This is a genomic window from Azospirillum tabaci, from assembly GCF_014596085.1.
GTDB classification, from domain to species: domain Bacteria; phylum Pseudomonadota; class Alphaproteobacteria; order Azospirillales; family Azospirillaceae; genus Azospirillum; species Azospirillum tabaci.
The window spans coordinates 36,454-53,555 of sequence record NZ_JACCJY010000031.1 but is presented as its reverse complement, the minus strand read 5'-3'; the positions used below and the strand labels follow the sequence as shown (position 1 = coordinate 53,555).

Annotated in this window: 16 protein-coding genes; 14 read left to right on the top strand and 2 right to left on the bottom strand. The window is 70.0% G+C overall.

Going from position 1 to position 17,102, the window contains the following annotated elements; genetic code table 11:
- The first annotated feature begins 34 nt into the window (after positions 1-34).
- From H0B54_RS23655 to H0B54_RS23630, 6 genes are all read left to right on the top strand, one after another.
- Complete coding sequence (locus H0B54_RS23655) at positions 35-1,246, top strand: FAD-dependent monooxygenase (protein ID WP_188262356.1); 1,212 nt, start codon at positions 35-37, stop codon at positions 1,244-1,246.
- A 167-nt stretch (positions 1,247-1,413) separates the two neighbouring features.
- Positions 1,414-2,169, top strand: a complete 756-nt coding sequence (locus tag H0B54_RS23650) for a maleate cis-trans isomerase family protein (RefSeq protein WP_281390110.1) — start codon at positions 1,414-1,416, stop codon at positions 2,167-2,169.
- A gap of 11 nt (positions 2,170-2,180) precedes the next feature.
- Complete coding sequence (locus tag H0B54_RS23645; protein WP_188262355.1) at positions 2,181-2,990, top strand: alpha/beta fold hydrolase; 810 nt, start codon at positions 2,181-2,183, stop codon at positions 2,988-2,990.
- Between the two features lie 27 nt (positions 2,991-3,017).
- A complete protein-coding gene (locus H0B54_RS23640; protein ID WP_188262354.1) occupies positions 3,018-4,064 on the top strand; it encodes a 2,5-dihydroxypyridine 5,6-dioxygenase NicX family protein in 1,047 nt (348 codons plus the stop codon).
- On the top strand, positions 4,061-4,675 hold the full coding sequence (locus H0B54_RS23635) for an isochorismatase family protein (protein ID WP_174451711.1): 615 nt from the start codon (positions 4,061-4,063) through the stop codon (positions 4,673-4,675). The genes H0B54_RS23640 and H0B54_RS23635 overlap by 4 nt, the downstream gene beginning before the upstream one ends.
- 91 nt (positions 4,676-4,766) lie before the next feature.
- A complete protein-coding gene (locus H0B54_RS23630; RefSeq protein ID WP_188262353.1) occupies positions 4,767-5,531 on the top strand; it encodes a TetR/AcrR family transcriptional regulator in 765 nt (254 codons plus the stop codon).
- A gap of 117 nt (positions 5,532-5,648) precedes the next feature.
- On the opposite strand, the gene H0B54_RS23625 is transcribed toward H0B54_RS23630, so the two are convergent.
- Complete coding sequence (locus H0B54_RS23625) at positions 5,649-6,680, bottom strand: LacI family DNA-binding transcriptional regulator (RefSeq protein WP_188262352.1); 1,032 nt, start codon at positions 6,678-6,680, stop codon at positions 5,649-5,651.
- A gap of 221 nt (positions 6,681-6,901) precedes the next feature.
- Here H0B54_RS23625 and ptsP point away from each other — a divergent pair, with 221 nt between their 5' ends.
- The 5 genes from ptsP to H0B54_RS23600 all read left to right on the top strand — a co-directional run bounded on the left by ptsP (position 6,902) and on the right by H0B54_RS23600 (position 14,773).
- Complete coding sequence (ptsP, locus tag H0B54_RS23620; protein WP_188262351.1) at positions 6,902-9,439, top strand: phosphoenolpyruvate--protein phosphotransferase; 2,538 nt, start codon at positions 6,902-6,904, stop codon at positions 9,437-9,439.
- Positions 9,436-10,398, top strand: a complete 963-nt coding sequence (pfkB, locus tag H0B54_RS23615) for a 1-phosphofructokinase (protein WP_188262350.1) — start codon at positions 9,436-9,438, stop codon at positions 10,396-10,398. Before ptsP ends, pfkB begins: the two co-directional genes overlap by 4 nt.
- Before the next feature lie 35 nt (positions 10,399-10,433).
- A complete protein-coding gene (locus tag H0B54_RS23610) occupies positions 10,434-12,176 on the top strand; it encodes a fructose-specific PTS transporter subunit EIIC (RefSeq protein WP_188262349.1) in 1,743 nt (580 codons plus the stop codon).
- Between the two features lie 261 nt (positions 12,177-12,437).
- Positions 12,438-13,025: a DUF6655 family protein gene (locus tag H0B54_RS23605; RefSeq protein WP_188262348.1), complete on the top strand. Its 588-nt coding sequence runs from the start codon at positions 12,438-12,440 to the stop codon at positions 13,023-13,025.
- Between the two features lie 143 nt (positions 13,026-13,168).
- Complete coding sequence (locus H0B54_RS23600) at positions 13,169-14,773, top strand: GAF domain-containing protein (RefSeq protein ID WP_188262347.1); 1,605 nt, start codon at positions 13,169-13,171, stop codon at positions 14,771-14,773.
- A gap of 61 nt (positions 14,774-14,834) precedes the next feature.
- Here H0B54_RS23600 and H0B54_RS23595 read toward each other — a convergent pair whose 3' ends face one another.
- Positions 14,835-15,515, bottom strand: coding sequence for a LuxR C-terminal-related transcriptional regulator (locus tag H0B54_RS23595; protein ID WP_014200193.1), 681 nt, complete (start codon positions 15,513-15,515; stop codon positions 14,835-14,837).
- A 306-nt stretch (positions 15,516-15,821) separates the two neighbouring features.
- On the opposite strand from H0B54_RS23595, the gene H0B54_RS23590 reads away from it, so the two are divergent.
- The 3 genes from H0B54_RS23590 (at position 15,822) to H0B54_RS23580 (ending at position 16,903) form a co-directional block, all read left to right on the top strand.
- Positions 15,822-16,022, top strand: a complete 201-nt coding sequence (locus tag H0B54_RS23590; RefSeq protein WP_014200194.1) for a hypothetical protein — start codon at positions 15,822-15,824, stop codon at positions 16,020-16,022.
- Between the two features lie 100 nt (positions 16,023-16,122).
- The gene (locus H0B54_RS23585) at positions 16,123-16,551 is read left to right on the top strand and encodes a VanZ family protein (protein ID WP_188262346.1); all 429 of its coding nucleotides are present in this window, start codon (positions 16,123-16,125) and stop codon (positions 16,549-16,551) included.
- Between the two features lie 109 nt (positions 16,552-16,660).
- Entirely contained in the window at positions 16,661-16,903 is a 243-nt protein-coding gene (locus tag H0B54_RS23580; RefSeq protein WP_040137885.1) for a hypothetical protein, read from the top strand.
- Positions 16,904-17,102: the final 199 nt, after the last annotated feature.

The window sequence follows — 17,102 nt, the reverse complement described above, 5'->3', positions numbered from 1 at the left end:
CGCCGTCCTTCAGGAGGCAAGAGTGCGAACCAACATGCGAATTGGCATCGTCGGCGGCGGCATCGGCGGCGTCGCGCTGGCCGGCAGCCTGCTCCAGCGCGGCTTCGAGGTCCGCCTGTTCGAGCGGGCGCCGGGTTTCGGCGAGATCGGCGCCGGCATCCAGATGACGCCGAACGCGGTGAAGGTCATCAAGTCGCTGGGGCTTCTGGACCAGATGCTGGCCGCCGGCTTCCTGCCGCAATCGCTGGTCGGGCGCAACTGGCGCAGCGGGCGGGAGAGCTTCCGCACGCCGCTGATCGAGACCTGCCCGGTGCTCTACGACGCGCCCTTCATCCACATCCACCGTGCCGACCTGCACGCCATCCTGGCCTCGCTGGTCCCGGACAGCGTCGCCAACTTCGGGGTGAGCTGCACCGGCGTGCGCCAGGACAAGAGCACGGCGGTCGCCAGTTTCAGCGACGGCAGCGAGTACGAGGCCGACCTGATCGTCGGCGCCGACGGCGTGCGCTCCGTCGTGCGCTCCGCCCTGTTCGGGCCGGAGGCGCCGCGCTTCACCGGCCACATGTGCTACCGCGCCGTGGTGCCGACCGGCGGGGTGGTGGACTATGTCAGCCCCGACGCCTCCTTCTGGTTCGGACCGCACAGCCACGTCGTGACCTACTATGTGCGCGGCGGCAAGGCCGTGAACATCGTGGCGGTCGCCGAGACCAAGGAGTGGGTGGAGGAGTCCTGGAACGCCCCCAGCAGCAAGGAGGAGATGCTCGGCGCCTTCCGTGGCTGGCACCGCAATGTGGAGACGCTCTTCAGCAAGGTGGACCAGGTCTACAAATGGGGCCTGTTCGACCGCGACCCGATGACGAGCTGGTCGAAGGGCCGCATCACGCTGATGGGCGACGCCGCGCACCCCATGCTGCCCTTCCTCTCGCAGGGGGCCGCCATGGCGATCGAGGACGCCTATGTGCTGGCCGAATCCCTGAAGGGCCATGGGAGCGACGTGGCCTCGGCGTTGCGCGACTACGAGGCGGAGCGGCTTCCCCGCACCAGCCGCGTCCAGCTGGAGGCGCGGGAGCGCGGGCGGACCTACCACCTGCCCTCCCCGCTGGCCCAGGCGAAGCGCGACTTCATGTACTGGCTGCGCGGCCTGTTCAACCCGCAGGCCACCGGCATCCAGGCCAACTGGGTCTACCAGTACGACGCCCGCGCCTTTCGCCCGAACCTCTCCGACAAGCCGCGCCTCGTGGCGTGAGTGGGCCGACGTTGCCCCCACCCTAACCCTTCCCCGCTGCGCGAGGGAGGGAACTGCCGCCGCTCTCGCGAAAATCTCCCTCCCCTGCGAAGCGGGGGAGGGCCGGGGTGGGGGCCAGGGCAACAACGAAAGCCAGCCCCGCCGCAAGACATCTCCAAGGACCGACCATGACCAACAAGACCTATCGCATCGGCCAGATTGTCCCCAGCTCCAACACGACCATGGAGACGGAAATCCCGGCGATGCTGACCGCCCACGCGCTGGCGCACGGCACCCGCTTCACCTTCCATTCCAGCCGCATGCGCATGAAGACGGTGAAGAAGGAGGAGCTCGCCGCCATGGACGCCGAGTCCGACCGCTGCGCGCTGGAGCTGTCGGACGCCCGCGTCGACGTGCTGGGCTACGCCTGCCTCGTCGCCATCATGAGCATGGGCAAGGGCTACCACCGCGTCTCGCAGGAGCGGTTGCACGGGCGCACCGTGGAGAACGGCGGGGCCGCCCCGGTCATCACCAGCGCGGGCGCGCTCGTCGACGGGCTGCATGTTCTGGGCGCCAAGAAAATCGCCCTGGTCGCCCCCTACATGAAGCCGCTGGCGCAGCTCGTCGTCGATTACATCGAGCATGAGGGCGTGCAGGTGGCCGATTGGCGGGCCCTGGAAATCCCAGACAATCTGGAGGTCGGACGCCACGACCCGTCCCGCCTGCCGGCGATCGTCGCGGGCATGGACACCGCCGGGGTGGACGCCGTGGTGCTGTCGGCCTGCGTCCAGATGCCGTCGCTGCCCGCCATCGCGCAGGTCGAGGCGATGACCGGCAAGCCGGTGCTGAGCGCCGCCGTCGCCACCACCTACGCCAAGCTGAAGGCGCTGGGCCTGCCGACGCGCGTTCCGGGGGCCGGCGCCCTGCTCTCCGGCGCCTACTGACGGGGGTTGCCATGACCAGCAGCACCTACCGCTACGGCGCGAACGTCCGCGCCAACGGCATCCGCCAGCATTACCTGCGCTACGGCGGCCAGGGACGTCCCGTCGTCATCGTTCCGGGCATCACCAGCCCCGCCGTCACCTGGGGCTTCGTGGCGGAGCGCTTCGGGCGCAGCTTCGATACCTACGTGCTCGACGTGCGCGGGCGCGGCCTGTCGGAGGCGTCGGACGCGCTCGATTACGGGCTCGACGCCATGGCCGCCGACGTGACGGCCTTCGCCGAGGCGCTGGGCCTGCGCGACTACGCGCTGGTCGGCCACTCCATGGGTGCGCGCATCGGCCTGCGCGCGGTCAGCCGCCATGGCGCCGCCCCGGCGCGGCTGGTCATGGTCGATCCGCCGGTCTCCGGGCCGGGCCGCCGTCCCTACCCGGCGCAGTTGCCCTGGTACGTGGATTCCATCCGCCTCATGCGCGAGGGCGCGGACCTGGAGGCCATGCGGCCCTTCTGCCCAACCTGGACGGACGAGCAACTCCGCCTGCGCGCCGAATGGCTGCACACCTGCGACGAGCGGGCCATCGTCACCGCCTTCAACGACTTCCAGACCGACGACATCCACGCCGACTTCCCGCGCATCCCCTGCCCGGCCCTGCTGATCGCCGCCGGGCGCGGCGACGTGATCCGGCCGGAGGAGGAGGCGGAGATTCGCGAACTCCAGCCCGAGCTGGCCGTCACCCGCGTCGAGGGGGCCGGCCACATGATCCCCTGGGACGACGCGGAGGGCTTCTACCGCGCCTTCGGCACGTTCCTCGGCACCGCCGTCTGACCACCCATCCGGAAAGGGACACGCATCATGCCCGTCAGTGACGCCGATATGGTCCGCGCCTGGACCCATGTTCTGACCCTGTCGAAGCTGAAGCCGCAGGAGGTGGTCACCGTCCTGACCAGCGACGGCACCCACCCGCAGACCCTGCGCACCGCCCTGATCGCCGCCTCCACCCTGGGGGCGCGGGTCAACCGGCTGGACCTGCCGCCGGTGAACGCGGAGCACGCCCACAGCCGCGACAGCCTCGCCTATCTCGGCACCACCCCGCTGACCGGAAACCGCGCCGCCATGGCCGCGCTGAAGGAAAGCGATCTGGTGCTGGACCTGATGACCCTCCTCTTCTCGCCGGAGCAGATGGAGATCCTGGAGAGCGGCACCAAGATCCTGCTCGCCGTCGAACCGCCGGAGGTGCTCGTCCGCTTGCTTCCCAGCCTGGAGGACAAGGTGACCGTGGGCGAGGCGACGGCGCTGCTGAAGGCGGCGAAGGAGATGCACGTCACCTCGCGCGCCGGCACCGACTTGCGCCTGCCCATCGGCGAGTTCCCCACGGTGCAGGAATACGGCTTCGTCGACGAGCCGGGGCGCTGGGACCATTGGCCGAGCGGCTTCGGCTTCACCTTCCCCAACGAGGGGCAGGCGAGCGGACGGATCGTCCTCGACAAGGGCGACATCCTCCTGCCGATGAAGTCCTATCTGACGTCCCAGATCGAGATGACGGTGGAGAAGGGCTACGTCACCGCCATCACCGGCGGGCTGGATGCCGACCTGCTGAACGACTACATGGACGCCTTCGCCGACCCGGAAGCCTACGCCATCTCCCACATCGGCTGGGGCACGCAGACGCGGGCGCGCTGGTCGACGCTCGGCCTCTACGACCGCGAGCAGACGCTGGGCATGGACGCGCGGGCCTTCGCCGGGAACTTCCTCTTCTCGCTCGGCCCCAACAACGAGGCGGGCGGGTCGCGCACCACCGCCTGCCACATCGACATCCCCATGCGGAACTGCACCGTCAGCCTGGACGGGCGCGCGGTCGTCCGCGAGGGCAAGCTGCTGGCCGGAAAGGAACTGGCATGAGTGTTTCGGAACAGGCCGTCTACGAGCGGCAGGGCTTCGGCCGGTCGCTGGGCATCCAGGGCCGGATCGGTCTGCTGATCGTCGATTTCGTCAACGGCTTCGCCGACCCGGCGGTGTTCGGCGGCGGCAACATCGCGCCGGCCATCGCCCGCACGGCTCAGGTGCTGGAGAAGGCCCGCGCCATGGGCTGGGCAGTCGCCCACAGCCGGATCGTCTACGCCGACGACGGATCGGACGGGAACGTCTTCTCCATCAAGGTGCCGGGCATGCAGACCCTGACGGAACACGCCGCCATCAGTGCCATCGTGCCGGAGCTGACCCCGGTGCCGGGGGAGCTGGTGGTGCGCAAGACGGTTCCCTCGGCCTTTTTCGGGACCGGGCTGGCGCCGTGGTTGACACAGCGCGGCGTCGAGACTCTTTTGATCGCCGGAGCGACGACGAGCGGCTGCGTGCGGGCCAGCGTGGTGGACGCCATGTGCCACGGCTTCCGCCCGGTCGTCATGGCCGATTGCGTGGGCGACCGCGCCCTGGCGCCGCACGAGGCCAACCTGTTCGACATCGGCCAGAAATACGGCGACGTGGTTCCGGCGGAGCGCATTCTCGCCTTGTGAGACGCTGCTATGGTTGAAAAGAGGATCGGGCGTTGCACCATGTTAGACTTTCCATCCGAAGCGTGCCGCCGGGAGTGAGATGAGCCGACCGATGAGCAAAGTCCAGGACAGCGCGCCCGTTGCCGACTCCGTGCCGGAGAGCGGCACCGCGCGGGGCCGCCCCCCGCGCGGCCGCCGCGCCGGCCCGGGCCGTCCTGAGGGCACCAGCAACGTGCGTGACCAGATCCTGGATGCGGCGGAGCTGGAGTTCGCCAACCTCGGCTACGCCGGCACCAGCCTGCGCAACGTCGCCGACCGGGCCGAGGTGACCCAGGCCCTCATCAGCTATTATTTCGGATCGAAGCACGGGCTGTTCGAGGAGGTCTTCCTGCGCCGCGGCCGGAAGATCGCCGACGAGCGCATGGAGCGGCTGGAGGCGCTGCGCCGCGGGGCCACGCCGCCGGCGGTGCGCGACATCGTCTACGCCTTCCTGATGCCGGCGCTCGCCATGCGCGAGACGGAGGGGGGCCGCACCTTCATGCGGCTCCAGGCTCGGCTGCACACCGAGCCGCCGGAAATCTCCTACAAGCTGCGCAACGAGGCCTACGACGCCTCGACCCGCATCTTCGCCGCCGCGCTGAAGGAGGCGCTGCCGCATTTGTCGGAGCGGGATGTCTACTGGCGGATGACGCTGATGATCGGCGCCTATCTCTACGCCTTCTCCGACACCCACCGGCTGGAGGAGCTGGCGCCGGGCATCTGCAACCCCGGCGACCCGGACGAGATCATCACGGAAATCAGCAGCTTCGTCAGCGCCGGCATGCTGGCCCCGGTGCCGGAACTGGCGCGGGCGCCGGGGAAGAGGAAGCGGGGGTAATAACGGTCGGGGTAAGTGGTTTCATCGAGCCCCCACCCAACCCTCCCCCGCTTCGCAGGGGAGGGCTTTTTCTCCTCCCCCTGCGAAGCGGGGGGAGGTCGGGAGGGGGGCCCCAATTCAACCACTCACCCCACCCGTCGATCCCCGCGCCACGCAGGTCCCCGACAGCACCACCTTGCGCGTCGCCCGCTCCGGGTCGTCGAGCCGCTCGAACAGCAGCGTCATGGCCGCCCGCCCGATCTCGTGGACCGGCTGTTCGATCACCGTCAGACCGGGGCCGACCAGCTCCGTCCAGGGCTCGTTGTCGAAACCCGCGACCGCCAGATCGCCGGGAATCGCCAGCCCCAGCGTCCGCGTGGCCTTCACCACCCCCATCAGCAGCAGGCTGTTGCTGACCATCACCGCGTCCGGCATGGCGCCGGAGCGCCGAGCCTCCGCCAGCCAGCGGGCGATCTCCGCCTCCGCCGCCTCGGCGGTCGGCGGGACGAAGCGCGCCTCCGCGTGCAGACCATGGGCGGCCAGCGCCGCCTGATAGCCGGCGTGGCGCTCCACCGCCGTGGTGCTGGTGTTGCCGAACAGGCCGGCGATGCGGCGGTAGCCCTGGGCGTGCAGGTGATCGACCAGCAGGGCGGCGGCCTGCGGGTTGTCGAGCACCACCGAATCGAAGCGCCCGGCGGGCGCGCTGCGGTCGATCAGCACGACGGGAAAATCCAGATCGGCCCGGTCGAGCTGGGCCAGCGTCGCGCGGGTCGGCGCGAAGATCAGGCCGGTCACCCGCTCCTCCTGCATCAGCCGCAGGTACATGGCCTCCCGCTCCGGGTTCTCGTCTGTGTTGCATAGGATCACCCGCATGCCGGCCTGGAAGGCGGCGTCCTCCACCGCGCGGCTGACCGCGGTGAAGAAGGGGTTGCGGATGTCCGAGACGATCAGCCCGATGGTCTGGGAATGCTGCGAGCGCAGCCGCCGCGCCGACAGGTTCGGGCGGTAGCCGGTAGCCCGCACCGCGTCCTCCACCCGCGCGCGCAGCGCGTCGCTGACCGGGCCGTTGCTCAGCACCCGCGACACCGTGGCAACCGAGACCCCGGCCTCGCGGGCGACATCCTTAATACCGATGGCCTTGATGCTGATGGCTTTGACGCTGTCGCTCATGATGATGCGGCCACCGATCCGGCTTGAAACTGTTTTTGAAATCGTTTCCATCCCTTAGGGCCATTCCGCCGCCCCATACGGCACAGTGTGCCCGAAGGAGTCCGCGGATTCAATGCAAACTCCGTTGACAGAGCCTGATGTAATCGTTTTCAATAACAGCGCTGCAAGGACGACACTCAAGAACGCCCGGCGCCAAACCGAACGGAGGAGACGGACCCGCCATGGCCCCCGACACCAACACAGCCATCATGCCCACCGGCCTGCCCCCCGATCTGCTGCGGCCCGATCTGCTGCGACTGAACGCCAGCCCGGCCGGCAAGGAGGAGGCGATCCGCGAGGCCGCCCAGCTCCTGATCGCCGCCGGCTGCATCGATCCGGCCTACGCCGCCAGCATGCTGCGCCGGGAAGCGGTGGCGAACACCTTCCTCGGCCACGGAGTCGCCATCCCCCACGGCATGGTCGAGGACCGCGACATGGTCCGCCGCAACGGCATCGCCATCCTCCAGGTGCCGGGCGGCGTCGAATGGAATCCCGGCCAGACGGCCCATCTGGTGGTCGCCATCGCCGCCCAGTCCGACGCCCACATCGCCGTGCTGCGCCGCCTGACCCGGCTGATGCAGGACGAGGCGCGGCTGACCGCCCTGTTCACCGTCACCGACCCCGCCGCCCTCGCCGCCGCCCTCAGCGAGGACGCCCCTGCCTCTGCCCCCACCACGCCGGGCGGCGATCTGGCGGAGCGGTTCGACTGGGTGGTCGACTACCCCACCGGCCTGCACGCCCGCCCGGCCACCGCCTGGGTGGAGACGGCGCGCGCGTCCGCCGCCCGCATCCAGGTCCGCCACGGCGATCTGGTGGCCGACGCCAAGGCGCTGGTGGCGCTGCTCCAGCTCGGCCTGCGGGCCGGCGACAGCGTGGTCGTCTCGGCGGAGGGCGAGGACGCCGTGGCGGCGCTCGCCCGCATGCAGGCGACCATCACCCGGCTGACCGCGCGGGAGAAGGCAGACGCCGCCGCCGCGGCGCAGAAGGCCCGCGCCCCCGCGCGCGGCTGGACGCCGCCGAACCCGCTGCCCGCCGTTCCGGGAATCGCCGCAAGCCCCGGACTCGCCATCGGCCCGGTGCATGTGCTGCCGCGCGCCGTCGTGTCGGTGCCCGACGAGCCGGTCCCACTGATCGAAGGCGGCGACCGCCTGCACGAGGCGCTGAGCCTGACCCGCCAGACCCTGAAGGCGCTGGCCGACGACACCGCCCGGCGGCTCGGGCCTTCCGAAGCGGCGATCTTCACCGCCCAGGCGGAAATCCTGAACGACACCGACCTCGTGACTCTGGCCTGCCAGCTCATGGTCGAGGGGCACGGCGTCGCCTGGTCCTGGCATCAGGCGGTGGAGCGCACCGCCGCCGGGCTAGCCGCGCTCGACAACCCGGTGCTGGCGGCCCGCGCCGCCGACCTGCGCGACGTCGGCCAGCGCGTGCTGGCGCGGATCGACCCGGCGCTGCGCACCGGCGGGGCGCCGGACCTGCCGGACACCCCCTGCATCCTGATCGCCGAGGACCTGTCGCCCTCCGACACGGCGGCGCTGGACATGGCGCGGGTGATCGGGCTGGCGACGGCGCAGGGCGGCCCGACCTCCCACACCGCCATCCTGGCGCGCACGCTGGGGCTTCCGGCCATGGTGGCGGGCGGGGCCGCGCTGATGGAACTGGCGAACGGCACCCCGGCCATCCTCGACGGGCAGACCGGGCGCCTGCATCTGTCCCCCGCCGAGGCCGACACAGCCGACGCCCGTGCCTGGATCGCGCGGGAGGAGGCCCGCAAGGCGGAGGAGGAGGCCCGGCGCGGCCTGCCCGCCCGCACCCGCGACGGCCACGAGGTGGAGATCGGTGCCAACGTCAACCGTCCCGATCAGGTGGCGGTCGCCCTGTCGCAGGGGGCGGAGAGCGTCGGTTTGATGCGCACCGAGTTCCTGTTCCTGGAGCGCGGCGACGCCCCCGGCGAGGACGAGCAGTACGAGACCTACCGCGGCATGCTGACCGCGCTGGAGGGCCGTCCGCTGATCGTCCGCGCGCTCGACATCGGCGGCGACAAGCAGGTGCCGCACCTTCAGCTTCCCCACGAGGAGAATCCCTTCCTCGGCGTGCGCGGCGCCCGCCTGCTGCTGCGCAAGCCCGAGCTTCTGGAGACGCAGCTCCGCGCCCTCTACCGTGCCGCCAAGGACGGCGGAGCCCTGTCGATCATGTTCCCGATGATCACGGCGCTGGGCGAGGTGCAGGCCCTGCGCGCCGCTTGCGAGCGCATCCGGGCGGAGCTGGACGCCCCCGCCGTGCCGCTGGGCATCATGGTCGAGGTGCCGGCGGCGGCCATCCAGGCCGACGTCCTGGCCCGCCATGTCGATTTCTTCTCCATCGGCACCAACGACCTGACGCAATACGCGCTGGCCATCGACCGCCAGCACCCCGAACTGGCGGCGGAGGCCGACAGCCTGCACCCCGCCGTCCTGCGGCTGATCCGCATGACGGTGGAGGGGGCGGAGCGGCACGGCCGCTGGGTCGGCGTCTGCGGCGGCATCGCTGGCGACCCCTTCGGCGCGGCCCTGCTGACCGGGCTCGGTGTGCGCGAACTCTCCATGACGCCGCGCGACATTCCCGCCGTGAAGGACCGCCTGCGCGGCAGCGACCTGTCCGCCCTGAAGGAAGCCGCGCAACGGGCGCTGGACTGCGAGACCGCCGACGCGGTGCGCGCGCTCGACGGAGGCGAGGCATGAGCACGCTCGAAGAGGACATCCGGCCCGTCGTCACCGTCACGCTGAACCCGGCCATCGACCAGACCATCACGGTGGAGGCGCTGCGCCCCGGCCATGTGCACCGGGCAAGCGCCGTGCGGCGCAACGCCGGGGGCAAGGGCGTGAACGTGGCGAGCTGTCTCGCCGACTGGGGCACGCCGGTGGTCGCCACCGGCCTGCTGGGCAGCGGCAACGCCGCGGCCTTCGAGGCGCTGTTCGCCGCCAAGGGCATCGCCGACCGATTCGTCCGGCTGCCCGGCGAGACGCGCGTCAACGTCAAGATCGCCGACCTTGCCGCCGCCGACACCACCGACCTCAACCTGCCCGGCCTGACCGCCGACACTGACGCGCTCGACCGCGTGCGCCGCACCCTGCGGGAGCTGGTCCTGCCGGGCACGCCGGTCCTGCTGGCGGGAAGCCTGCCGGACGGGCTGCCGGCGGACAGCTACGCGACGCTGACGGCGGACCTGCGCGCCCAGGGCGCCCGCGTGGTTCTGGACAGCAGCGGCCCGCCGCTGGCGGCGGCGCTGGCCGCCCCGGACCTGCCCTTCTGCATCAAGCCGAACCGGCACGAGCTGGAAGCCTGGGCCGGCGCGCCCCTGCCCGCCACCGCCGACCTTCTGGAGGCGGCGCGCGGCCTGCACCGGAACGGCGTGGCGGTCGTGGTGGTCTCGCTGGGGGCGGACGGCGCGCTGTTCGTGGCCGACGGCCCGGCGCTGCACGCCCGCCTGCCGGCGGTCAACGCGCTGAGCACGGTGGGGGCCGGTGACGCCATGGTGGCGGGGCTGATCGCCGCCTTCGGCGCGGACGCGCCGCTGGAGGGCATCGCCCGCCTGTCCGTGGCCTTCGCCACGGCGAAGCTCGGCTGCTTCGGACCCAACCTGCCGGGGGCGGACGCGGTTCGCGCGCTGGCCGGACAGGTCGAACTCTCAACGCTTTAATGAACGGGGAGCGGGCGACCGCTCGGGAGGAAACCATGGCGAACATGCTGGCCGTGATCGCGGCGGGCGATCTCAGCACCCAGGCCGTCCTGGCCGCCGAAGCGCTGCGCAAGGCCGCGGCGGCGCTCGGCCACACCATTCAGGTGGAGGTGCGCTCCAGCCTCGGCGTCCGCAACACGCTGCCCACCGGGGCGGCGCAGGGCGCGCAGGGGGTCATTCTCGTCGGCTCCGGCGATCTGGGCGAGGAGCGCTTCGCCGGGCTGAAGCGCAGCGCCGCGGCGCTCGACGCCGTGCTGCGCGACGCGCGGGCCGTGCTGGAACAGGCGTTGGCGACCGCCCCGGCCCAAGCTCCGGCGCAAACGGGCACGAAGAAGATCGTCGCCATCACCTCCTGCCCCACCGGAATCGCCCACACCTTCATGGCGGCGGAGGGCATCCAGCAGGCCGCCCAGGCGCTGGGCCACGCCGTTCGGGTCGAGACCCAGGGCTCGGTCGGCGCGCGCGACACGCTGACGGAGCAGGAGATCCGCGAGGCCGACGTGGTGCTGATCGCCGCCGACACGCAGGTGGACCTCGCCCGCTTCGCCGGAAAGCGCGTCTTCAAGAGCGGCACCAAGCCCGCCATCAACGACGGCCGCGCCCTTGTCGAACGCGCCCTGGCCGAGGCGCAGCCCCACGGCGGCGCCCCGGCGCTGGCCGACAGCGTGGCGGCGGGCAAGGCCGCCAAGGCGGAGCACGCGGCGGCGCAGCGCAGCGGCCCCTACAAGCATCTGATGACCGGCGTGTCCTTCATGCTGCCCTTCGTGGTGACCGGCGGCCTGCTGATCGCCATCGCCTTCGCGCTCGGCGGCATCTACGTGTTCGAGGACAGCCAGCAGGGCACGCTGGGCAACGCGCTGTTCCAGATCGGGGCCAAGGGCGCCTTCGCGCTGATGGTTCCGGCGCTGGCCGGCTACATCGCCTTCTCCATCGCCGACCGTCCGGGCATCACGCCGGGCATGGTGGGCGGCATCCTCGCCGCCAATCTCGGCGCCGGCTTCCTCGGCGGCATCGTCGCGGGCTTCATCGCCGGCTACGCCACCAGCTTCCTCAACCGCAACATCCGGCTGCACAAGAATCTGGAGGGACTGAAGCCGGTGCTGATCCTGCCGCTGCTCGGCTCGCTGGTCACCGGCCTCGCCATGATCTATGTGGTCGGCGCCCCGGTGGCGGAGGCCCTGGCGACGCTGAGCGCCTGGCTGAAGGGCATGCAGGGCAGCAGCGCGATCCTGCTCGGCCTGCTGATCGGCGCGATGATGGCCTTCGACATGGGCGGGCCGGTCAACAAGGCCGCCTACGCCTTCTCCACCGGCCTGATCGCATCCCAGGTCTACACCCCGATGGCCGCCGCCATGGCCGCCGGCATGGTGCCGCCGCTCGGCCTCGCCCTCGCCACCAAGCTGTTCGCCGACCGCTTCACCAGGGAGGAGCGGGAGGCCGGCAACGCCGCGGGCATCCTGGGCATCGCCTTCATCACCGAGGGCGCCATTCCCTTCGCCGCCCGCGACCCGCTGCGCGTCATCCCGGCGCTGGTCCTCGGCGCGGCGCTGACCGGCGCCATTTCCATGGGCATCGGGGCGGAGCTGAAGGTTCCGCACGGCGGCATCTTCGTGTTGCCCATTCCCAACGCCGTCACCCATCTGGCGGGCTACGTCGTCGCCCTGGTCGCCGGGACGGTCACCACGGCGGTCGCGCTGCGCTTCCTGAAGCGTCCGGTCAGTACCGTGGTGACGGCGTAACAGCGCTGCGAAAGCATCGTTGAGATGAAAACGTTTACATAACCCCTGGACAGAACGCTTCCTCCCCCCTATCTTTCTTTTGCTGCCTCGGCAGCACGCTCTATAGGGCGTTTCCTCCCTAGACTCAGGCCACGTGCGGTTTCCGTGCGTGGCTTTTTTTTGCCCAGTGTGTTCTGCGGTGTGCGGGGCCGGTCCCAAATCTCTCCCTTGCCCAGACCGGGCGAACCTGAGAAGCCGGAGGGGAAAAGCACGAGGACCCGAATGCCCCGCAACAGACCGATGATCCTTGCAGCGCTGGCGGCCACCGCGGCCCTGGCCGCCGGATGCACCGATGTGAAGGAAAGCCTTCCGTCCCGGACCGCCACCGAACAGCTCCTGATCTCCAGCGCCGCCGACAACGCCGCCAACCGCCTGCGGCTGGATCTGCCGGCGGACAAGCGCGCCTTTCTGGACACCGGCAATTTCGACGGCACCGACGCCAAATACGCCGCCAGCGCGATCAAGGAATCGCTGCTGCGCCAGGGCATCCGCCTCGTCCCCGACCGGGCCGCCGCCGACACGATCATCGAGATCCGGCTGGGCGCCCTGTCGGTGAACCAGAGCAAGACGGTGCTGGGCATTCCCCCCATCACCCTGCCCGGCACGATCACCCTGCCGGAGGCATCGGTCTACAGCTCCACCGAGAACCAGGCGGTCGCGAAATTCTCCGCCTTTGCCTACGACAACCGGAGCGGCGCCCTGGTCGCCTCGACGGAGCCGGCCTACGGCCTGTCGGGGGAGCAGAGCTACCGGGCAATGACGCTGTTCTCCTGGCGCACCTCGCCTCCCTACCCCGAAGACACCAACTGACGACACCAACGGACGCGGGCATTTCCGCACAAATTTTGCGTCCAACCAAAGCCATAGCCGCATTCTCTGGCGCGGCTGGGGGTGGACGCGTAACATGCCGCTGCCCCGCGGGGCGCGGCATCAAGCGCAAAGGCGACGGCACAGTGGACGATCATGGGGCGGAGCGGGACAGCGGCGGCGCCCGACGATCGGAACGGCTGCTGCTTGCCCAGAAGACCGCCCTGGAGCGGGCGATCGGCGGCGCCGGGCTGGACGAGGTGTTGGCCTTGCTGGTCCGGGCGGGCGCCGAACAGCTCGGCGCACGGGCGGCCATCTTCCTGGTGAACGAGGACGGTCTCACCCTGCGCCTCGGCGTGGCGGTGGGCCTGCCGGACTCCTGCGCGCGGGCGATGGACGGATCAGCGATCGGCCCGCAAGCCCCCTCCTGCGGTCAGGCCGCCCACAGCGGGAAACGGGTGGTGGTCGAGAATGTGGCGCTGGACCCTCACTGGGCGTCCCACCACGCGCTGGCGCGCGAGCATGGCATCGCCGCCTGCTGGTCCACCCCGATCCGCGCGGTCAGCGGCGCGATCCTGGGCACCTTCACCATCTTCCACGCCGCCCCCTGCGTCCCCGGCCCGCCGGACCTGGAAACGGTGGATCTGCTGACGCACACCGCCGCCCTGCTGATCGAGCGGGACCGGACGGAGCGCGAGCGCCAGTCCAGCGAAGCGCTGCTGTCCTCGGTTCTGGAGCATCTGCCGGTCGGCGTCGCCGTCTACGACACGCAGGGCCGCACCACCCGCAACAACCGGCTGATGCGCGACTACACCAACGGTTCCCTGCCATCCGCCGACGACCGGGAGGCGTCGCGTTGGCGCGCCTTCCACCCCGACGGGCGGCCGGTCGAGCGCAAGGATTTCTCGGGCGCGCGCGCTTTGCGGGGCGAGATCGTGGTGCCCGGCATGGATTTCCTGCACCGCGCCGCCGACGGGACGGAGCATTGGACGCGCGTGTCGGCGGCCCCGCTGCGCGACGGCGACGGGCGGATCACCGGCGTGGTCGCCGTGGTCAGCGACATCGACGCGGAAAAGCGGGCGGCGCAGGGTTTGGCCGCGGCGCTGGACGAGGCCCGCCGCAGCGAGCTGGTGGCCCACGAGATGAGCCACCGCATCATGAACAGCTTCCAGCTTCTGCACGGGCTGGTGTCGATGCAGACCGCCACGGTCACCGACCCGGCGGCGCGCAAGGCGGTGGAGCAGGCCTTCTCACGAATCCAGGCGATGGCGCTGGTGCAGCGCCGCCTGTTCGAGGCGACGCGCAACGACCTCGCCACGCTCGACGCGGCCGACTATCTGCAACGGCTGGGGGAAAGCCTGACCGGTGCCTTCATCGATTCGGGCCGCTGCACCCTGGTCATCGACGCCACGCACGGAATCCCGATGCCCGCCGCGCAGGCCTCGTCCATGGGGCTGATCGTGACGGAGCTGGTGCTGAACGCCCTGAAGCACGCCTTCGGCGCGCAACAACAGGGGACGGTGACCGTACGGTTCGAAGCCTGCGGAGACGACCGCCGGCTGACGGTGACCGACGACGGGGCCGGTCTGCCGGACGGCGCCGGCACGGTGAAGCCCGCCGGGTCGGGGCAAGGCATGGGCATGACGCTGGTGCACGGTCTGGTGCGCCAGCTCGGCGGAAAGCTGAAGATCGACCGCCCCAATCAGGGCGGCCGCCCCGGAACCCGCTTCGTTCTGACTTTTCCAGCCTGACCCTTCCAGCGTGTCAGGCGTCGAAGCCACCGGATTCCGGGATGGCGCGGCGTCCTGATCCTTAGGCGACGGCTTCCATCGGCTTTTCCACCTTGCCGCCGAACCCGTTCTCCAGCGCCCAGATGGCCGCCTGGGTGCGGTTGGAGGCGTTGATCTTGCGCAGCAGGCTCTTCAAGTGAACCTTCACCGTCGCTTCGGTGATGTTCAGATGATTGGCGATCATCTTGTTGCTGTCACCCTGCAGCAGGCGCTCCAGGATCTGCGTCTCGCGCTGCGACAGGCCCTTGGCCGCGGTCGGGCCGTTGGCGCTGGTGTTGGCGCCGGCCTTGCCGGTGATGAGGAGAGCGGCGAGGTGGGTCGGGAAGACCTTTTCGCCGATCATCACCAGACGCAGCGACTGCGCCAGCGCGGCGGGGGAAATGTCCTTCATCAGGAAGGCGTCGGCGCCGGCCTGGATGGCGTTGGCCATTTCCTGGGCGTCGAGATGGCTGGCCAGAAGGACGAGCCGCGCGGTCGGATACTGCTCCCGCAGGACGGTCACGGCCTGGACCGTGCCGTTGGCGGAAGCCGGGTCCATCATGATCAACTCGGGCGTGTCGCCCTCCATCATGCCCGGCGGCGGTACGTCGCTGAAACTGGCGGCCTCTTTCGTGATGCGGAACTCCCCTTCCGAGAAGAGGGCCTTCATGCCTTCGCGGAAAAGTTTGTTGGCGTCGATCAGAAAGATGGAGACCGATTGCATCGTCCAGTCACTCTCGAAGGTGATTGAGATGAGCCACCCTACCCTATCGTTGGCGGGCCGACCACCCGTCCGTTAGTAGAATATTAACCAATGAAGTCCGAGGCACGTCCTCCCATCGGGCATATGCCCCTCCCCGGAAAGCCGGTCCAGGACGCTCCCGGATGCCTGGAAACCCAGAAAAACCCAGCCTGAACAGGTCACTACCCATTTTGCGCAGGAATCGGACGCCGTCTCGTTAATATCACGGCAACCATAATCGGCCATTGGTACAGTCATCGTAATTCATCGCTTGGATGGGTGCCCGACATGCCGATGGTGTCCATGTGGAAGAAGATCAGTCCCTGTCACTTCGTGATGCAGGACTGTCACCGCCGGATCGAAATCCGTTACCACGCCACCGGCTCGCAGAGCGGCTGGGGCGTCTACGCCGACGGGACATTGGTGCAGCAGCGCGCCGCCTTCACCGAAGCGCGCGGCATTGCCATGGGGCTGGCGACCGGTTCCTGAAACGAGCCTTGCCCGCCTGATGTCACAGCGCGGACATTGGGCGGTTAACCGGCTCTTGAGAGTGTTCCGCGCAGGATGGCCTTCGTCGCAGGAGGCCGTCATGACGTTCCGCCCACTTTCCCTTGTCTGGCGCCGACTCGCGCTCTGCGCCCTTCTCGGCCTCATGGGGATCGCCTTCTGGGCCGCGCTGCAACCGCAGTTGGCGCCCAGCGGCCTTTACGGCTTCGACAAGCTGGTGCATGCCGGAGCCTTCGGGCTCCTCACCCTGCTCGGCATCCTGGCCAGCGCCAGCCGGCGCTCCGCCGTCCTGGCGGTGCTGGCGGTCTTCGCGCTCGGCGCCACCATCGAGGTGGCGCAATCCTTCGTCCCGGGACGCGAGGCCAGCCTGTCCGATCTCACCGGGGACGCCGTGGGAATCGCCCTGGGAATCATGACCGTCCGGCTGGGACATCGCGCCGCCGAACGCGCGCGCCGCGCGCGCCATGGAATAGTCACGCAGCCCACGGCGTTTGCGTCCTTACCGGAGTGAGGGGACGCAGCGTCCGGACCGGCAATCCCGAGCAGCCTCCTCCGTTTTTGGTTTTGTTCGTCTACCGAACTATGCTATGCCGAAAGGCAGGACATCTGGAGTAACGCTTATGGACTGGCATAACGAAAAGGCTAAGACCGGCGCCCGCGCCCTGGAATCCGCGTTCGGCGTGATGCTGACGGTCTGCGAGGCCACCGACGGCTGGTGGAACTGGCACGCGGAGCACGAGGGGCTGAGCTGGACCCCCGACGCCCGCTGGTTCGCCACCCGCCGCGAGGCGCAGGATGCGGCGGAGGAATGGGCCTCCACCCTGGCGCCGCAGCATCTGGGCTTCCTTCACCGCGCGGCCTGACGCCGTAACCAATGCGATCGGGGCGGTGCCGTTGACCCGCCCCGCGTCCGCTTCCACAATGGCGACCGTGCCAAGGCGACGGGAAGCGGCTGCGATCATCCCTTGGGACTGTCGATCAGGCCCATGGCGGTGACGAGATGCAGCACGAGACGCCCTCCCTTCCCGGTCTAACGCTTCAGAAAGCCTTCCTGCCGCCCGA

Bases quoted from the DNA above. Each gene is read 5' to 3' on its own strand.
- H0B54_RS23640 (WP_188262354.1), top strand. From the start codon at position 3,018: ATGCCCGTCAGTGACGCCGATATGGTCCGCGCCTGGACCCATGTTCTG.
- H0B54_RS23610 (WP_188262349.1), top strand. From the start codon at position 10,434: ATGGCGAACATGCTGGCCGTGATCGCGGCGGGCGATCTCAGCACCCAG.
- H0B54_RS23625 (WP_188262352.1), bottom strand. From the start codon at position 6,680: ATGAGCGACAGCGTCAAAGCCATCAGCATCAAGGCCATCGGTATTAAG.
- H0B54_RS23590 (WP_014200194.1), top strand. From the start codon at position 15,822: ATGCCGATGGTGTCCATGTGGAAGAAGATCAGTCCCTGTCACTTCGTG.
- H0B54_RS23585 (WP_188262346.1), top strand. From the start codon at position 16,123: ATGACGTTCCGCCCACTTTCCCTTGTCTGGCGCCGACTCGCGCTCTGC.
- H0B54_RS23655 (WP_188262356.1), top strand. From the start codon at position 35: ATGCGAATTGGCATCGTCGGCGGCGGCATCGGCGGCGTCGCGCTGGCC.
- pfkB (WP_188262350.1), top strand. From the start codon at position 9,436: ATGAGCACGCTCGAAGAGGACATCCGGCCCGTCGTCACCGTCACGCTG.
- H0B54_RS23605 (WP_188262348.1), top strand. From the start codon at position 12,438: ATGCCCCGCAACAGACCGATGATCCTTGCAGCGCTGGCGGCCACCGCG.
- H0B54_RS23630 (WP_188262353.1), top strand. From the start codon at position 4,767: ATGAGCAAAGTCCAGGACAGCGCGCCCGTTGCCGACTCCGTGCCGGAG.
- H0B54_RS23580 (WP_040137885.1), top strand. From the start codon at position 16,661: ATGGACTGGCATAACGAAAAGGCTAAGACCGGCGCCCGCGCCCTGGAA.
- H0B54_RS23635 (WP_174451711.1), top strand. From the start codon at position 4,061: ATGAGTGTTTCGGAACAGGCCGTCTACGAGCGGCAGGGCTTCGGCCGG.
- H0B54_RS23650 (WP_281390110.1), top strand. From the start codon at position 1,414: ATGACCAACAAGACCTATCGCATCGGCCAGATTGTCCCCAGCTCCAAC.
- H0B54_RS23595 (WP_014200193.1), bottom strand. From the start codon at position 15,515: ATGCAATCGGTCTCCATCTTTCTGATCGACGCCAACAAACTTTTCCGC.
- ptsP (WP_188262351.1), top strand. From the start codon at position 6,902: ATGGCCCCCGACACCAACACAGCCATCATGCCCACCGGCCTGCCCCCC.
- H0B54_RS23645 (WP_188262355.1), top strand. From the start codon at position 2,181: ATGACCAGCAGCACCTACCGCTACGGCGCGAACGTCCGCGCCAACGGC.